At 38.2% G+C, this 14,278-nt stretch carries 17 protein-coding genes; 12 read left to right on the top strand and 5 right to left on the bottom strand.

Annotated features, from left to right (window positions below; translation table 11 throughout):
- Nucleotides 1-348: 348 nt before the first annotated feature.
- On the bottom strand, nucleotides 349-834 hold the full coding sequence (locus Q0064_RS02445) for a hypothetical protein (RefSeq protein WP_298143785.1): 486 nt from the start codon (nucleotides 832-834) through the stop codon (nucleotides 349-351).
- A 338-nt stretch (nucleotides 835-1,172) separates the two neighbouring features.
- Between Q0064_RS02445 and Q0064_RS02440 the strand changes: the two genes are divergently transcribed.
- From Q0064_RS02440 to Q0064_RS02415, 6 genes are all read left to right on the top strand, one after another.
- Nucleotides 1,173-1,799 carry a DUF1444 family protein gene (locus tag Q0064_RS02440; RefSeq protein ID WP_298143782.1) on the top strand — a complete coding sequence of 209 codons (627 nt, stop codon included), beginning with the start codon at nucleotides 1,173-1,175 and terminating at the stop codon, nucleotides 1,797-1,799.
- A gap of 292 nt (nucleotides 1,800-2,091) precedes the next feature.
- Nucleotides 2,092-2,574: a hypothetical protein gene (locus Q0064_RS02435; RefSeq protein ID WP_298143780.1), complete on the top strand. Its 483-nt coding sequence runs from the start codon at nucleotides 2,092-2,094 to the stop codon at nucleotides 2,572-2,574.
- 102 nt (nucleotides 2,575-2,676) lie between these two features.
- Complete coding sequence (locus Q0064_RS02430; RefSeq protein WP_298143777.1) at nucleotides 2,677-3,003, top strand: hypothetical protein; 327 nt, start codon at nucleotides 2,677-2,679, stop codon at nucleotides 3,001-3,003.
- Nucleotides 3,004-3,195: 192 nt separating this feature from the next.
- Nucleotides 3,196-3,720, top strand: a complete 525-nt coding sequence (locus tag Q0064_RS02425) for a hypothetical protein (RefSeq protein WP_298143774.1) — start codon at nucleotides 3,196-3,198, stop codon at nucleotides 3,718-3,720.
- A gap of 1,401 nt (nucleotides 3,721-5,121) precedes the next feature.
- On the top strand, nucleotides 5,122-5,751 hold the full coding sequence (locus Q0064_RS02420) for a hypothetical protein (RefSeq protein WP_298143771.1): 630 nt from the start codon (nucleotides 5,122-5,124) through the stop codon (nucleotides 5,749-5,751).
- 161 nt (nucleotides 5,752-5,912) lie between these two features.
- Nucleotides 5,913-6,488 (top strand): hypothetical protein, encoded by a 576-nt coding sequence (locus tag Q0064_RS02415; RefSeq protein ID WP_298143768.1) that lies wholly within the window; start codon nucleotides 5,913-5,915, stop codon nucleotides 6,486-6,488.
- A gap of 113 nt (nucleotides 6,489-6,601) precedes the next feature.
- Here the strand turns inward: Q0064_RS02415 and Q0064_RS02410 are convergent, their stop codons facing one another.
- Nucleotides 6,602-6,784 carry a hypothetical protein gene (locus Q0064_RS02410; RefSeq protein ID WP_298143765.1) on the bottom strand — a complete coding sequence of 61 codons (183 nt, stop codon included), beginning with the start codon at nucleotides 6,782-6,784 and terminating at the stop codon, nucleotides 6,602-6,604.
- A gap of 282 nt (nucleotides 6,785-7,066) precedes the next feature.
- On the opposite strand from Q0064_RS02410, the gene Q0064_RS02405 reads away from it, so the two are divergent.
- Nucleotides 7,067-7,501: a hypothetical protein gene (locus Q0064_RS02405; protein ID WP_298143762.1), complete on the top strand. Its 435-nt coding sequence runs from the start codon at nucleotides 7,067-7,069 to the stop codon at nucleotides 7,499-7,501.
- Nucleotides 7,502-7,827: 326 nt separating this feature from the next.
- Here Q0064_RS02405 and Q0064_RS02400 read toward each other — a convergent pair whose 3' ends face one another.
- Both Q0064_RS02400 and Q0064_RS02395 read right to left on the bottom strand, forming a co-directional pair.
- Nucleotides 7,828-8,616: an anti-sigma factor gene (locus tag Q0064_RS02400; protein WP_298143760.1), complete on the bottom strand. Its 789-nt coding sequence runs from the start codon at nucleotides 8,614-8,616 to the stop codon at nucleotides 7,828-7,830.
- Nucleotides 8,616-9,146, bottom strand: coding sequence for a sigma-70 family RNA polymerase sigma factor (locus Q0064_RS02395; RefSeq protein ID WP_298143757.1), 531 nt, complete (start codon nucleotides 9,144-9,146; stop codon nucleotides 8,616-8,618). The genes Q0064_RS02400 and Q0064_RS02395 overlap by 1 nt, the downstream gene beginning before the upstream one ends.
- Nucleotides 9,147-9,271: 125 nt before the next feature.
- Here Q0064_RS02395 and Q0064_RS02390 point away from each other — a divergent pair, with 125 nt between their 5' ends.
- A complete protein-coding gene (locus Q0064_RS02390) occupies nucleotides 9,272-9,865 on the top strand; it encodes a glutathione peroxidase (RefSeq protein ID WP_298143754.1) in 594 nt (197 codons plus the stop codon).
- On the opposite strand, the gene Q0064_RS02385 is transcribed toward Q0064_RS02390, so the two are convergent.
- Nucleotides 9,851-10,348: a GNAT family N-acetyltransferase gene (locus Q0064_RS02385; protein WP_298143750.1), complete on the bottom strand. Its 498-nt coding sequence runs from the start codon at nucleotides 10,346-10,348 to the stop codon at nucleotides 9,851-9,853. The two genes, Q0064_RS02390 and Q0064_RS02385, sit on opposite strands and share 15 nt — an antisense overlap.
- A gap of 74 nt (nucleotides 10,349-10,422) precedes the next feature.
- Between Q0064_RS02385 and menD the strand changes: the two genes are divergently transcribed.
- Genes menD through Q0064_RS02365 form a run of 4 tightly spaced genes read left to right on the top strand, consistent with a single transcriptional unit; the run spans nucleotide 10,423 to nucleotide 14,277 of the window.
- A complete protein-coding gene (gene menD, locus Q0064_RS02380; RefSeq protein WP_298143747.1) occupies nucleotides 10,423-12,087 on the top strand; it encodes a 2-succinyl-5-enolpyruvyl-6-hydroxy-3-cyclohexene-1-carboxylic-acid synthase in 1,665 nt (554 codons plus the stop codon).
- A complete protein-coding gene (locus Q0064_RS02375) occupies nucleotides 12,084-12,920 on the top strand; it encodes a S1-like domain-containing RNA-binding protein (RefSeq protein ID WP_298143744.1) in 837 nt (278 codons plus the stop codon). Before menD ends, Q0064_RS02375 begins: the two co-directional genes overlap by 4 nt.
- A gap of 2 nt (nucleotides 12,921-12,922) precedes the next feature.
- Nucleotides 12,923-13,768: a 1,4-dihydroxy-2-naphthoyl-CoA synthase gene (locus Q0064_RS02370; RefSeq protein WP_094485870.1), complete on the top strand. Its 846-nt coding sequence runs from the start codon at nucleotides 12,923-12,925 to the stop codon at nucleotides 13,766-13,768.
- Nucleotides 13,756-14,277, top strand: a complete 522-nt coding sequence (locus Q0064_RS02365; RefSeq protein WP_298143736.1) for a PH domain-containing protein — start codon at nucleotides 13,756-13,758, stop codon at nucleotides 14,275-14,277. The genes Q0064_RS02370 and Q0064_RS02365 overlap by 13 nt, the downstream gene beginning before the upstream one ends.
- Nucleotide 14,278: the final 1 nt, after the last annotated feature.

Below are 14,278 nucleotides of genomic sequence, written 5' to 3'. Positions count from 1 at the left end.
TCGCAAATACCAAGCAAGTAACCTAATTTACTTTGCTATAATTTATCTCAAAATGAAGTAGTTGTATGGCGGTTTGCGTTTGATTGGCGAGTTTTGTACTATCCAAAGTCTGGGCTGGCGCGAACCATTAATTTCAATATAATCTAACGCAAGAATCACATATCAATTTGTTTATCAGACATTAGTTTCTGGCTCCAGGCTGCCGCTGCAGTCGGGGCTAGGCGTGAGTGCGTTTGGAGACGTGGTTTGGTTGGGAGTGGGATTAAGTTTTTAGCTTGGCACAAAGTTGAGAGACAATTGCGGAAGATGGTGGATGAGAAAAAAAGTTCTCGTAATCCGAAAATGCAGTTATAAAAAACCATCGTATTCCTCCACAAAATTCCATAAGTAGAATGATCCCTGGTACTTTCTAATTGCTAGCAAAGGATAGATTACTCCGCCTAGATCGTCATCTATTGCAGAAAAAAGTCTATTACATATTAACATCGATTCTTTATGCAGCGGGTTGTAAGTAGTCACAAAATAGTTGAAATTCCATTTATTCTCTATAGCTTCAAAATATGTCTTACGATAATCATCTATAACTGTTTGGTTAACAGCTTCCATTAAATCTGTCATACTTATAAATTTCGTCGCTTTTCTTTCAAATAATTTTGCTTTTAAGTCTGAAATCGAATTCGCCTCCTTACGTTCAGTGATTACTTTTTCGATTTTTCCTAAGTCTGTATTGGTAATCTCTTTAAACTCAATAGCTAAGTTGTTTAACTCTCTGTAATCTATTTGATAGTATTCTTTTTTTCGAAAAAACTCCAATAGCCAACCGATGATCTTCATATTATTTTTTTTAAATACTCCACGATACCGCGGATTTGCAATCTGCGTTACCGGAGTTAGCCGACATTGCCCTGTAAATCAATACTCAAAAATAAAAAAACTATAACGTTTAAATGCGCCTTTTTTATTTTCTTTGCTGGTACGGTTTACAAAGCTGCGCTCTCGAAACACGACACATGTTCAAATTCTAAAATTTAAAAATGTGGATTAAGTCTCACTTTACTTTTGTGCTCACAAGAGCCTAATTAATATTCAAAAAGTATCATTAAAATAGCATATTTAGAAAAACAATATTTTAATCTTTAATTCAACAAAGTAACTAAGAAACAATTACAACAATGAAAAAGCTTGGCATCAGTACGGTACTATTTATTTTCACAATTTTTACAGCATTTAGCCAATCGGCAACCACCGAAAAAGAATTCAAAAAAATCAAGTCGAAAATTTTTCCAATTGTAAAAGTTAATGAAGATGGTTCGGCTGAAAATTCAATCAAATTCACCGACGAGAACGCTCCGTTATTTTCAGAAATCGGAGCTGATTTACGTTGCTTTTATGGTATCGATTACGGCAGTAAATTTGTTCTGGTCTCAAAGCAAAACATTCCAGCTACGCTTTCGATAAACGATTTAGATGCGCTTGCAAAAGAAAACTTGTTAGATAAAGCAGCTAAGGAACTGCGCATCACGGAAACAACTTTCGGTGCATTTGGATTAACTTGTAGTGATAACTTGGAGGCCTCGCTTATTTTGCTGCCTGAAATTTGGAGTGTTATCACACAAAAAGTTGGTCAAGATGTTGTATTTGGCATACCTTCCAAGGACATGTTTTTTTTCACAAGTAAAAACGAAACAAAGCAACACCCAAAACTGCAAGATATGATTACCGAAATTTACAATGATGGTGAGCAAATTGTAAGTAAAAAAATGTACCGGTATAAAAACGGAAAGATTGAACTAAACTAAGTGTAATCAAGTTTTTAACAGAATTGCATTTAACAATTTTCGCTCTTGTAGTTTTTGAAGGTCATACTCGTGTAGGGGAAACCTTCCAATTTTTTGCTAGTTTTTTGTACAACGTGCGTAAGAATAGCTTTTTACAAATAGAATTGAAACACAACTGTTGATCCAGTATGCATTTTTTAAATCTCTGGTTTTCATTATTTTGAAATCTCTAAAATGGAAGTTCTACAGCTGTTCGAAAGTACATCGCAAATTAAAGTGTAGTTCTATTTAAGCATCTAGTAAATAAATGATAATGAGGTATTTTCTAGTTTTATTACTAATTCTATTGTCGAGCTGTCGATACAAACATTTTAGCTTTAACGAGGTTTACCATTACAAAGTAGCGCTGTCCGATAAAGCGTTGGATAAAATTCTTGCCAGCGATTCAAAAACTCAAGATGAAGCGATGCTAGAAACGCTTCTAATAGAGGATGAACCGGCGCAAATTAATGCGACAGTCATTCAAAATATTCAGAAGCTTTATTTAGTTAACAAGAAACTGGATAGCTCCCATGTAGCAAAGATGAGCGAGATATACTACGACGGTTACAATTTTACGAAAACGCGTTGTGTTCCAGTTTACAGAGATATTTTAGTTTTTAAGAAAAACGACTCGATTGTGGGTTTATCAAAAATCTGTTTTGAATGCGAGCAGCAATATACGATTGATAGCTACGGACAACAGTTGGAGTTCGATAACAGTAATTTTGAGGAACTGAAGCGAATTCTGAACTAAAGAAAATCAGTGAGCAAATTAAAAGCGAATTATAATTTCGAATTTTCATAATCAACCATTCAGTAGGAATACCGAACTGAATCAAAGAACAAAATTGTTAAGTTGGCAACGCTAGAAATTACAGACAAAAATATATCTAATAAAGAAATGGACTTAGACGATTTGTCTGATGAGTTAAGGGAAAGAATGGAGGATTTAGGATTCCGTAGCTTTAGGTATGAATCAAATTCTAATTGTAGTAAAAAGTATAGATTTTCATTTATTGCATGGGAAGATTGGAATACGGACAATCTAAACCACGTCGAAATAATTTATTCACCATGTGATCCAGAAACTGAAAAAGGATTTCACACTTCTGACGGATTTCATATAGATATTATCGGCGCGGGCGGAGATTGGAAAATACTATCTGATACTGATTTTATATAAAGGCTATTGCAAAAAACAGCTTACCATTATTGCTGAGCTTTTGCTTGCTATTTTTATAATCAATTGACGAAAAGTTTGTCTTTCAAAGAAATTTCGTAGCTTAGTTTTCGTCATTACTTGCAGCAGCAACAGACAACTAGCGGCAAACCGTTAGAAAATGTTTTAGAAAAATGACACCTAACATAAAAAAATATGACAAATTTAATTATTGGAGCTATTATCATCGGTGGAATTATTTACTTATTTGCCAATTCAAAAAAGACAAACAAAATTTCTCAACCTGAAAAAAACTTAGTGGAAGAAATCAAAACGGATATTAATTCTGAAAGTGCTCAAAATGACGGTTTGACGTATTCACAAAGATTAATTAAAACCAAAGAACTTTATCCGTTCGCAAAATGGCGAGGAAATTTTTTCGAGTATGAAATGGAACAATACACCGAAGAAAACTGCAATGAAGCGAAAAGTATATTTGACAATCTAATTTCAAAACTTATATCACTTGGTGAAAACGGAAACAGAACTAAAAAAGAGAAGTGTTTTGAAATTGCAATCAAATCACTTAATAAGTTAAATGAAAAAGACGAAGGTATTATTGAAACAGATGAAAGAGAAGATTTGTGTGAACTTATAGACCAAATAACAATTGCGTCGGGTTTAAATCCAGAAGATTATGCCGACGGTGATGGTATTTCCGACTTATGGAGAGAATGGTAATAAAAAACATCTGCTAACTTCGGTTTGGAAAGATTGCGGCTAAAATGCTTCTATGAAACACTTGTGGGAAGTTCAACAGTAGTAATTCTTTTGAATTTCAGTGCTAAAATCAGCCAGATCGCCATTTCTAAAACCGCTATATGCATGCCGACGTATGATTTTATGATGAAAAAAGTATTTAAAATATCTTATTTATATTTCGCTACAGGATTAATTCTTTGTTTGTATTCATTTGTTAGTCAAAACAAACAAGTTTTAAATATTGAGGACACCTATTATGTGATTTCGGGAACTGATTTCGCAATATTCGTTTCTCTTATTTACTTGGTTTTAGCAGTTTTCTTTCTAGTAATTGACAAATTGATAAGCCTCAAATTAAAAGTTTTTCAATATTTAATGTTTAATATTCCGTTTGTATATTTTATGTTTTCTGACAAGAGTGATTTTATCGATCCTGTTTATTATCTAATGAACCCGATAGCTTACAAATGGAATACTATATACATTCCAAATGGACTAATTTTTTGTTTTTTAATAAGTATCATCTGTTTATTTCTATTGTGTGGCTTTGCCTTTTGGAAGTGGAAAAATACGACTCACCAACAGCCGTAACCGTCGCACAACTCCCTTTCTGATCAGAAACGTTGATTTGTGCAGCAAAAACAACATCAAATTAGCCGTTTTAAGCAGTTGTTGTGTGAAGCTCGTGGTGCTAACTCGATAGCGCGGATTTACTTCGTCTGTTCGGCTAAAGCCTCGAGTGCGATCCGTGCTAAAACAAACCGGCGCAGGCCCGTATTGCCCCATGCTACGAATTTCGCAAATACTTAGCAAGTGACCTAATTTACTTTGCTATAATTTATCTCAAAATGAAGTGGTTGTATGGCTGTTTGCTTTTGATTTGCGAATTTGGTACCATCCTAAGTCCGGCTTGGTCGCAGCGAGGATCTTATTTCTACAACGGTACCAATGTTTTTCTTGTCTTGATATTTCAACTATTTTTAAGCAGCTAATCCCGCCTTTCGCTGTAGTCCTCAAAAAACTAGCTGCCTTCAGTCGCGCTGCGCTGGGCTTCTTCGGTTGCCACCACAGCCGCGCTTCCGTCAAGCTGCTTTTTCTCCGGGCTGCCGCTCCCATCCGGGCTAGGGAATACGTTACTAACGTTTGGTAGAAAAATACCTATAAGTAGGTAGTTTTGGGAGGAGGGAAGTGCGTAAATTAGCAAAAGACAAAAGGCGAAACAAATGTTCAATTTAATAGTTTCAAAATGCGAATAATTTTTTTGATTTAAGCTGCTGGTATTAAATAATTTATACTTGTTTTTGAAAATTGAAAAAGTAGCAGAAACTTCGCCATTTGTTGAGTTATGTGTAAGCTTAAAGACCAACAACACAACAAGAAATGAGTGCAGAAATTTTAAACCATACACCGACATCGGGAGACTATCCAGAAAAACATTTTGGACAGACTTTCATTTCTCGACTTTGGGTAAAGTTTATGGACAACAATTTTCAAGAATGGGTTGGTTGTTTTCCTCGAACTTACCAATCCTTCGACAAAGTATTAACTGACAATGCCAATGATACAGCTTTTATTGTGGCAGGCGGGCAAGGTTATTTAATCGACATTTCGACAAGAGAGTTGTTACACGAAATGGACGACATTCCTGTTCTTGAAAGCGTAATTCACACGACAAATCCTGAATACTTTTTAGTCGGTGCTTGTTATTGCATTTACATTTTTGACAACCGAAAGCTAATCAAACGTTACGACCCAGACTTTACTGTGGACGGAATATATTTCACAGAAGAGAAAGACCAAAAAGCAATCGGACATTTATACTCATACGAATATCAACAAGACTTAAATGTTGGTTTTTCGTTTGACCTTGTGACCAATGAAATGACAATAGACAAGAATGTGAAAATTAGACAACTTGGACCTTTTGAATTTGTAACGGTGACAGAAAAGGAAGTAAAAGAAAACGAAAGCTTTTTTTCTAAAATATTAAGACGACTAACAGATAAATGAGAAGAAAGCCTACACATTAACAGCACCTACCCAAAAGGCGGGGTTTCGTGTTCCAAAGACAGTTTTGTGGTAAATCAAACATTCGTTTTTCAAATCATTTTTTGTGGTAAAAGTCCCGCCCTTAGGGCGGCTGCAAACCGTTAGAAAAAATTTTAAAAAGCATGAGAAACCTTCCAATATACCTTTTGTTTTCAATATTGATTTCATGTCATGAAAAATACGATGAAATTGACAATCAATATTTTAATAAATTATCAATCCTAGACACTTTGATAGATAATAAAAAAGTTCTTGTCCTAAAAGTTGGAGATTCCATTTCAGACAACTATCCGCACTTATTAGTTAAAGACAAAGAATCTGATAGAAAGTATTTATTTAAAGAATACGAGTGCGAATTGGAAAATGATTCAATAATTCGATCTTATTCCCCAGCATTTGTATATGACGAAAATGGCGGATTCAGAAAAAATGGAATTTGGGTCTACACAAAGTTTTTTACAGAAGGAACTTTCCCATTCAAATCAAAAGGAATGAAATTTAGCGTAGATTCAATTCCTCAAAACTGGAATCAAGATTTGCCAAAAAAAGAAGGTATTTATCTTTACAAAAATAATTCTCTGCACATACTCTCAACGGAACAGTCAGAAGAAAAATTTAGAGAAAAAGAAATAGATGGGTTTTATTTCATTCCAAATAAAGGAAGACTTTATGACAAAATCAATATATACAATTTATAATAAAAACTTCTGCTAACAACGATAGCTGCGGCACAACCTCTCTTAAAAAGTAAAAAGCATAAAACCGAACAGAAAAAGACCTCTTTAGAAGCGATTTTAGAGCGGCTTATTTTTTAGTTCAAGTTGTAATTGGCAAATTTTAGAGGGTATAGAGAAGCTCTTTGTAAGCGATAAAAAGTGGTTTTTAGACTTGTTTGTACTTTTCCTTTTATCGTAGCAACAACTTCGGCTTGCGATACAGGTTTGCGGGTGATGAATGTGAGGTATTTCTTTAGATTATAGCTTAAACTCGCCATCAGTTTAAAAAAGGCCGTTTACGTTCACCGAAGTAAACAATTGCGGCTAAAAATTCTTTTTTCCTTAAATAACTACAAACTCGAAGATTACTGCAAAACCGATAGCTATCGGTTAAAAGGATTTAAGTGTATTTTTACGTTGTGTAACAAGCACAGCCGTTTGGCAAAACGCCGGGTTAACTGCTATTTGAACGTTTGGTTTACAAATGAAAATTAGTGTTAAAGGGAAAGTAAGCGCTTCAAAATACATTGTTTTTGAAACGTTACAATAATTTTTAAATTATGGAAGGAAATAGAGATACGGCAGCGAAAATTGACAAAGAAATCAGACGGCACAAGTGGTTTGACTTTCATGTCTTAAGTTTTAACGGACATAAGTTGATTGTCGCAGGTGGTGAAGATTTAACCCATTATCATATATTAGAAATAATTTTTGAGGACCTATTCTTTGTTTCTGGTTTCTTTCAAGGTTGGCATTCTGACACAACTCAAACCGTATTCGCGATTCCTGAAAATGACCATGAAATGAATATCAAATATGAAATAGAACAAGATTACCAACTCTTTGTTTTCAAGACCGAAAATTATAAAAATGATGTGATAATTGCAGCTAGAGCTATTTCGTTCAATACGGATACCGTTTACTATTATGAGCGCATTGACTTAAAACCAAACGAACGAATTGCAGACTTCGTGAAAAAGAAGAACATCCTGTAATAAACGTTTGCCTTTGCTCAACTCCCATCTTAAGATAACTGTTTCAAAAACATAATAATTCGCGCTCGTTTAAGTCCTTTTTAACGAGGTTTAGTTTTGTATAATCTTACCTGAAATACATATCCCCATGCACAATCCCCCGCGCAAAGGATTGCAATGGAAACCAAACGAAACAGGGCGGTATTGAGCCGCAAAAGAATTGTGTGACCTAAGAAACACAATTGTTTACCACAGCGAAAACCGCCCTGTGAGTGGGTTGAAATGGAAAGCCTGACCCCGGCCGGGTTTAGGTGGTGGGGTTGCGCCCAAATTAACAATACAAATTTCTAAACTTTTCCGAGTGCATATAATTGCTCCATCGTTGGTGTGGCGCTTCCTCCCTCGGGTTCGAGCGTAATTCCGAACGCCTCAGCATCGCCCGTAGGCTCAACTTTGAAGATTTTCTCTGCCGACGAGTCGTAGTTTGCAATCGTACCAATAGATGTTGGCGTAAGTTGTGGAACCAGCTTTAACGACCAGATTTGATACACTTTTCCTTCCGGCGGCTCCGGCAACGACGCAATATCTACGTACACTTCCTGCGACGCCTTGTTCCAGTAAATACGTGCCGACGATTCCGGTGCAATAGCCTGTCCCGCCAAATCGATTACCGTGTTTTCCTTGCTTCTCAAGACGTTAACCAGCGCTAAACGACTCTCGTTAACCTGATTTAACGTATCTATTTTCTTAGCGAGTGCCACTTTTTCTTCGTTAACTGTGCTCAGCGCAGCATCTTTGTTCTGATTCTCAAAGAACAAATAACCACAACCCAGCAAGAACAACACCGAAGCAGCATAGCCAATGTAGGTTGCCAATCCGATAACTTTTACCGGTTTAGGCGCTTCGATTTCATTGCCAAAAATAGCTTTGGCAATGCGTTGGTAATTTTCGCCCGACAAGTAAGGCGCCATGGTGTACGACAAACTAACAACCGCTGTTTCAATCGATTTAATTTCGTCGCGAACTATTTGGTGCTCGGCCGCCATGCGCTCTACTTCGGCAACTTCGGCTTCAGTAGCTACTCCGTAAACGTACAGTTCAAGGATTCCCGAGGTGATAAATTCATTTACTTCCATTAGACTTGCAATAAATTTCTAAGGTCTGCTATACAATTTCTGTTTTGGGTTTTAACCGTCCCCAGCGGGATTTCCAATTCTTCAGAAGCTTCTTGTTGCGTGTAACCTTTAAAGAATAACAAATCGATAATTTTGATACACTTGGGTTTCAATTTTTTAATGAATTCTTGAATTCCAATTGAATCGATTTTGAAGTTTGCTTTATTGCTGTCATCAAGTAGATGTACGAAATTATCTGCTGATAGGTTTTTTTGCGCGTTGTTAAATCCTTTTGAACGCAAACGATCGATACTCGCATTGCGTGCAATATTCACAATCCACGTGAAAAAACGCCCCTTCGAAGTATTGTACGAATCAATGTTTTTCCAAATCTTCACAAATACTTCTTGAAGCACATCTTCTGCTTCTTCCTTGTCGCGCATTAAATTGTAAATAACGCCATACAGATTTTTCGCGTACATATCATACAACATCGTGTAGGCTTTTTCATCCTTTTTAAGGAGTAAGGGAATGAGTACTTCTTGTTCCATGCATTTTTTGTTATACCGTAAATATAATTTATTTTTTTTGGACGTGAACGCACGCGAAAGTCGACTTTATAAAAATATTATCATATGTTTAGAATGCAAATAGTACTTTTGAAATAAAACTACACATGAAAAATCTATTTATATGCTGCGCGGCGGCACTCATGTTTTCTTGCAACAATTCGGCACAACAAAAAGTGAGTAATGTGCCTATATCTCCAACAAAAGAAAAAACTACAGCTTCTATGAATTTCTACGATATTAAAGTAAAAGACATTAACGGGAATTCGTTCGATTTCTCCCAACTCAAAGGAAAGAAAGTACTTTTAGTAAACACAGCTTCGGAATGCGGATTTACGCCGCAATACGCCGAGCTTGAAAAATTGTACAAGCAATACGGCGGCGATTCGTTCGTGGTTATTGCGGTTCCGAGCAACGATTTCGGCGGACAAGAGCCGGGTTCTGCCAGCGAAATTAAATCGTTTTGTTCGGTGAAGTATGGTATTGATTTTCCGATTATGGAAAAAATGGTAACGAAAGGTACTGGGCAATCGCCTTTATATCAGTGGCTTACTTCCAAAGAGAAAAACGGCGTTAAGGATTCTACAGTAATGTGGAATTTCCACAAATTCTTTATCGACGAAAAAGGAAATTTAGTAACCGATTTCTCCTCGTCTGTTAGTCCGCTTGATGCGCGAATCGTCGATTTAATCAAGGCGTAAATCCAATTGTAAAATGGCAAGATCGAGGATTTTGCCTTTTTTTTCGGCTATTCTCGGCAAAATTGCGGTTTGTTTAAAACCAAACTTTTCGTGAAAGGCAATGCTTTTTGGGTTTTGTGTGTCGATACAAGCCACCAGTACATGCAGTTGTTGTTTTTTTGCGTAATCGATTAGTGCTTGCAATAGGGAAGAACCTACTTGTTTCCCACGAAAATCGTTCGAAACGTAAACAGAATGCTCTACGGTGTTGCGGTACCCGTATTTTTTGCGGAACGTTCCGTAGCAAGCAAAGCCGGCAACACGATTGTCGATTTCCGCAACCAGAAACGGAAAACCTGCGTCGGTTATCGATGAAATAAGTTCCTGCTGTGCTTCCACGCTACGCGTTTGCTCTTCGTAAATCGAGGTGCTGTTTTCAATTTCGTAGTTAACAATGGCAACTACTTCGGGAACATCGGAAGTACGGACAGGTCTGATCTGCATGTTGAATCGGGAATTCTCGTCAAAATTAGGAACTTTTATTCGCTACGCCGTACCTTTGAAACAGGAATCTACACATGATCGTACCAGAAAATACACTTGCGCAATCCATCATCCAACATTTGTTGCTGTACAACATTACTACTGTGGTCATTTCGCCCGGTTCGCGCAATGCTCCATTAACTATTGGTTTTGCTTCGCATCCACAATTTAGCTGTTACAGCGTTGCCGATGAGCGCAGTGCCGCTTTCTTTGCCATGGGTATGGCTTTGGAGCTACAAAAACCGGTTGCCGTTATTTGCACGTCGGGTTCGGCTGTTTTAAATTTTTATCCCGCTGTGGCAGAAGCGTTTTATAGTCGCATTCCCTTGGTTGTTATTTCAGCCGACAGGCCGCCGCATAAAATTGATATCGGCGACGGCCAAACGATTCGTCAAAAGCACGTGCTTAAAAATCATGTGAGTAAAAGTTTGGATTTACCCGAATTTCCCACGAAAAAATCGGATCGCAAATTGGGAAAAGCCTTACACAAAGCTATTTCCGAGCAATTGCCCATTCACATAAATGCGCCATTCGAAGAGCCGCTATACCGAACCTTGTCCGATTTCGATTATCGCATTTCAAGCACGCGTATCGCTCCTTCTGCAGAAAAGCAGCCACAACTCGACGCATTTTTCAATCTGTGGAATGCTGCCGAACGCAAATTGGTTTTGATTGGCTCCGGATTGCCGGAACAATTCACAACTGCGTTTATCCGTGCTTTGGCGTCCGATCCGAGTGTGCTTGTTTTCACAGAAGCAAACAGCAATGTGCGTCATTCGGAATTCATCAATCAAATCGATTCGTTTATTTCTGAAAGCAATACGTTGTTTACCGAATCGCTGCGCCCAGATGTGTTGTTAAGCTTAGGCGGAATGGTTGTCAGTAAACGCATAAAAACACTACTGCGTTCGTACACAGATTTACCGCATTTTCATGTCGATGCTCATTTGGCATACAATACTTTTGGTTTAGACGTGCAACACCTGAAAATGAGCCTAGCTAGTTTTCAGCAGCAATTTGTGGTTCGCACTCAGCATGTTACTTCCACATACAAACAAAAGCAGTTGCAGCGGTACCGCCGTAAGTTGGAAAAACAATCTGAATTCGAAGCAGTTGCCGCGTTTTCGGATTTTTCTGTTTTCAAATTGATTTGCGAAGCTGTGCCTGCTGACATTGCTTTACATGTTTCGAACAGCGCATCGATACGCTACATGCAGTTGTTTGCACTACCGGAAAAACTGGCGGTTTATTGCAATCGAGGTACGTCGGGTATCGATGGTTCTACTTCTACGGCAGTGGGCTTTTCAGTAGCGAGTGCAAAAGCTACAATTTTAATCACAGGCGACATTAGTTTTTTTTACGACAGTAACGGGTTGTGGAATCAGTACATACCACAAAATTTCAAAATTATTTTGATTAATAATGGAGGAGGAGGCATTTTTAGAATTTTGCCCGGACACCAGGAAAACGAGACGTTTCATACTTTTTTTGAAACGGCACATTGCTATACCGCCGAACATTTGGCAAAAATGTATAATTTCACTTACCAAACGGCTGCATCGTCGGCGCAGTTGTCGGAAGCTTTAAAAGCGTTTTTCGCAGCAAGCGATCGCCGTATTTTGGAAATCTTTACACCAACTAGAACAAACGATTTGATATTAGATCAATATTTTACAGCTTTAAAAATAGACCAATTATGATGGAAATCGGAGTTTTTACCCGTTTGCGAATTCTTCGAAAAACAGCAGTTGGCCTTTTTTTGGGCGACGCCGAAGACAACGAAGTATTATTGCCCAACAAGTACGTTTCGGATCAGATGCAAATCGACGATGAGATTTCGGTTTTCATTTATTTAGATCACGAAGAACGTCCGGTAGCAACAACTTTAAATCCATACATCACGCTCAATGATTATGCGTATTTGAAAGTAAATTACATCAATCAGTTTGGTGCCTTTCTCGATTGGGGATTGGAGAAAGATTTGTTCGCTCCTTTTGCCGAACAAGCTAAAAGAATGGAAGTTGACAAGCGTTACCTGGTGTATTGCTTTAAGGATGAAAAAACCAATAGATTGGTCGCCACCAGTAAAATCAACAAGCTTTTACAAGAGGTTCCTGAAGGTTTGCAATCGGGCGATCAAGTCGATTTAGTGATTAGTCACCGTACCGATTTAGGTGTGAATATGATTGTCAACAAACGCTTTCGCGGATTGGTGTACACCGACGAAGCAGCGAGTTTGCGCGTTCGTCCGGGCGATAAATTAACAGGTTACGTACGTCAAATTCGAGAAGACGGAAAAATAGATTTAGCCTTAAAACCCATTGGATATGCGAAAATATCAACCGAAGCTAGTAAGTTGCTCAGCGAAATTAAAGCAAACAAAGGTTTTTTAGGTTTAACCGATAAAAGTCATCCGGAAGATGTAAAATCGGTTTTAAACATGAGTAAAAAAACGTTCAAGCAGGCTGTGGGTCAATTGTACAAACAGCAACTAATTAGCATTACAGAAGAAGGATTAAAACTCAATCAATAAAAATGAAATCAGAACCTAATTGGATAAAAGTAGGCGACTACACCGATATAACGTACCACAAAAGCAATGGAGTAGCGCGTATTGCTTTTAATCGTCCGGAAGTGCGCAATGCCTTTCGTCCGAAAACTACCGCTGAATTGTACCGGGCGTTTTACGATGCGCAAGAAGATACATCAATTGGCGTGGTTTTGCTTAGCGCAGAAGGACCTTCACCAAAAGACGGCGTATATTCGTTTTGCAGCGGAGGCGATCAGAAGGCCCGCGGACATCAAGGCTACGTTGGCGAAGACGGCATGCACCGACTCAATATCTTGGAAGTTCAACGTTTAATTCGCTTCATGCCCAAAGTAGTAATTGCTGTAGTTCCGGGTTGGGCGGTAGGCGGCGGACACAGTTTACATGTGGTTTGCGATTTGACCTTAGCAAGCAAAGAACACGCTATTTTTAAACAAACCGATGCCGATGTAACGAGTTTCGATGGCGGCTACGGCTCGGCGTATTTAGCGAAAATGGTTGGACAAAAGAAAGCGAGAGAGATTTTCTTCTTAGGTAGAAATTACTCAGCGCAGGAAGCGTACGAAATGGGAATGGTGAATGCGGTTATTCCGCACGACGAGTTGGAAGCAACGGCTTACGAATGGGCGCAAGAAATTCTCGAAAAATCGCCAACATCCATAAAAATGCTCAAGTTCGCAATGAACTTAACCGACGATGGCATGGTGGGTCAACAGGTTTTTGCTGGCGAAGCAACTCGCTTGGCGTACATGACTGAAGAGGCCGTGGAAGGTAGAAATGCATTCCTAGAAAAGCGTAAACCTAATTTCGGAAAAAACAAATGGATTCCATAGACGACTTTTCCAACAAGCAACTGCTTGCCAACGAACTGCCCGATTTTGAAGCGGTAGAATTGCAAGTTTTGCATCCCGATTATTTGAAAGTAATGCTGATCTACGCGGCCATTGCGACATTTATTCCCGCTGCGGCTTTTGTAGCAGCTATCTTTTTAGTAGAAGATGCGCCGCTATTACTACCCATCGGATTACCCATTTTGTTGTTATATATGCTCTTTGTATTCGCGGGAGTCATAATCGGATTTAAACGTCGAGGTTACGCCATTCGCGAACACGATATTGTATATCGATCCGGATTTCTATCGATCAAAACAACGATAATTCCTTTTAATCGCGTGCAGCACATTGCCTTGCACGAAGCCTTGTTTCCGCGCATGTTTAAACTCGCGGGCATTCAATTTTATACAGCTGGAGACGAGTCGAACGATTTAAGCATCGACGGACTTCCTAAAGATATCGCCCTTCGAATCAAAGATCTTTTAGCGAGTAAAATTCAAGGTCAGTAAT

The organism is Flavobacterium sp., assembly GCF_027490375.1.
Lineage (GTDB): Bacteria > Bacteroidota > Bacteroidia > Flavobacteriales > Flavobacteriaceae > Flavobacterium.
This window is presented reverse-complemented; position numbering and strand designations above follow the sequence as displayed.

Bases quoted from the DNA above. Each gene is read 5' to 3' on its own strand.
- Q0064_RS02445 (WP_298143785.1), bottom strand. From the start codon at position 834: ATGAAGATCATCGGTTGGCTATTGGAGTTTTTTCGAAAAAAAGAATAC.
- Q0064_RS02440 (WP_298143782.1), top strand. From the start codon at position 1,173: ATGAAAAAGCTTGGCATCAGTACGGTACTATTTATTTTCACAATTTTT.
- Q0064_RS02435 (WP_298143780.1), top strand. From the start codon at position 2,092: ATGAGGTATTTTCTAGTTTTATTACTAATTCTATTGTCGAGCTGTCGA.
- Q0064_RS02425 (WP_298143774.1), top strand. From the start codon at position 3,196: ATGACAAATTTAATTATTGGAGCTATTATCATCGGTGGAATTATTTAC.
- Q0064_RS02420 (WP_298143771.1), top strand. From the start codon at position 5,122: ATGAGTGCAGAAATTTTAAACCATACACCGACATCGGGAGACTATCCA.
- Q0064_RS02415 (WP_298143768.1), top strand. From the start codon at position 5,913: ATGAGAAACCTTCCAATATACCTTTTGTTTTCAATATTGATTTCATGT.
- Q0064_RS02410 (WP_298143765.1), bottom strand. From the start codon at position 6,784: ATGGCGAGTTTAAGCTATAATCTAAAGAAATACCTCACATTCATCACC.
- Q0064_RS02405 (WP_298143762.1), top strand. From the start codon at position 7,067: ATGGAAGGAAATAGAGATACGGCAGCGAAAATTGACAAAGAAATCAGA.
- Q0064_RS02400 (WP_298143760.1), bottom strand. From the start codon at position 8,616: ATGGAAGTAAATGAATTTATCACCTCGGGAATCCTTGAACTGTACGTT.
- Q0064_RS02395 (WP_298143757.1), bottom strand. From the start codon at position 9,146: ATGGAACAAGAAGTACTCATTCCCTTACTCCTTAAAAAGGATGAAAAA.
- Q0064_RS02390 (WP_298143754.1), top strand. From the start codon at position 9,272: ATGAAAAATCTATTTATATGCTGCGCGGCGGCACTCATGTTTTCTTGC.
- Q0064_RS02385 (WP_298143750.1), bottom strand. From the start codon at position 10,348: ATGCAGATCAGACCTGTCCGTACTTCCGATGTTCCCGAAGTAGTTGCC.
- menD (WP_298143747.1), top strand. From the start codon at position 10,423: ATGATCGTACCAGAAAATACACTTGCGCAATCCATCATCCAACATTTG.
- Q0064_RS02375 (WP_298143744.1), top strand. From the start codon at position 12,084: ATGATGGAAATCGGAGTTTTTACCCGTTTGCGAATTCTTCGAAAAACA.
- Q0064_RS02370 (WP_094485870.1), top strand. From the start codon at position 12,923: ATGAAATCAGAACCTAATTGGATAAAAGTAGGCGACTACACCGATATA.
- Q0064_RS02365 (WP_298143736.1), top strand. From the start codon at position 13,756: ATGGATTCCATAGACGACTTTTCCAACAAGCAACTGCTTGCCAACGAA.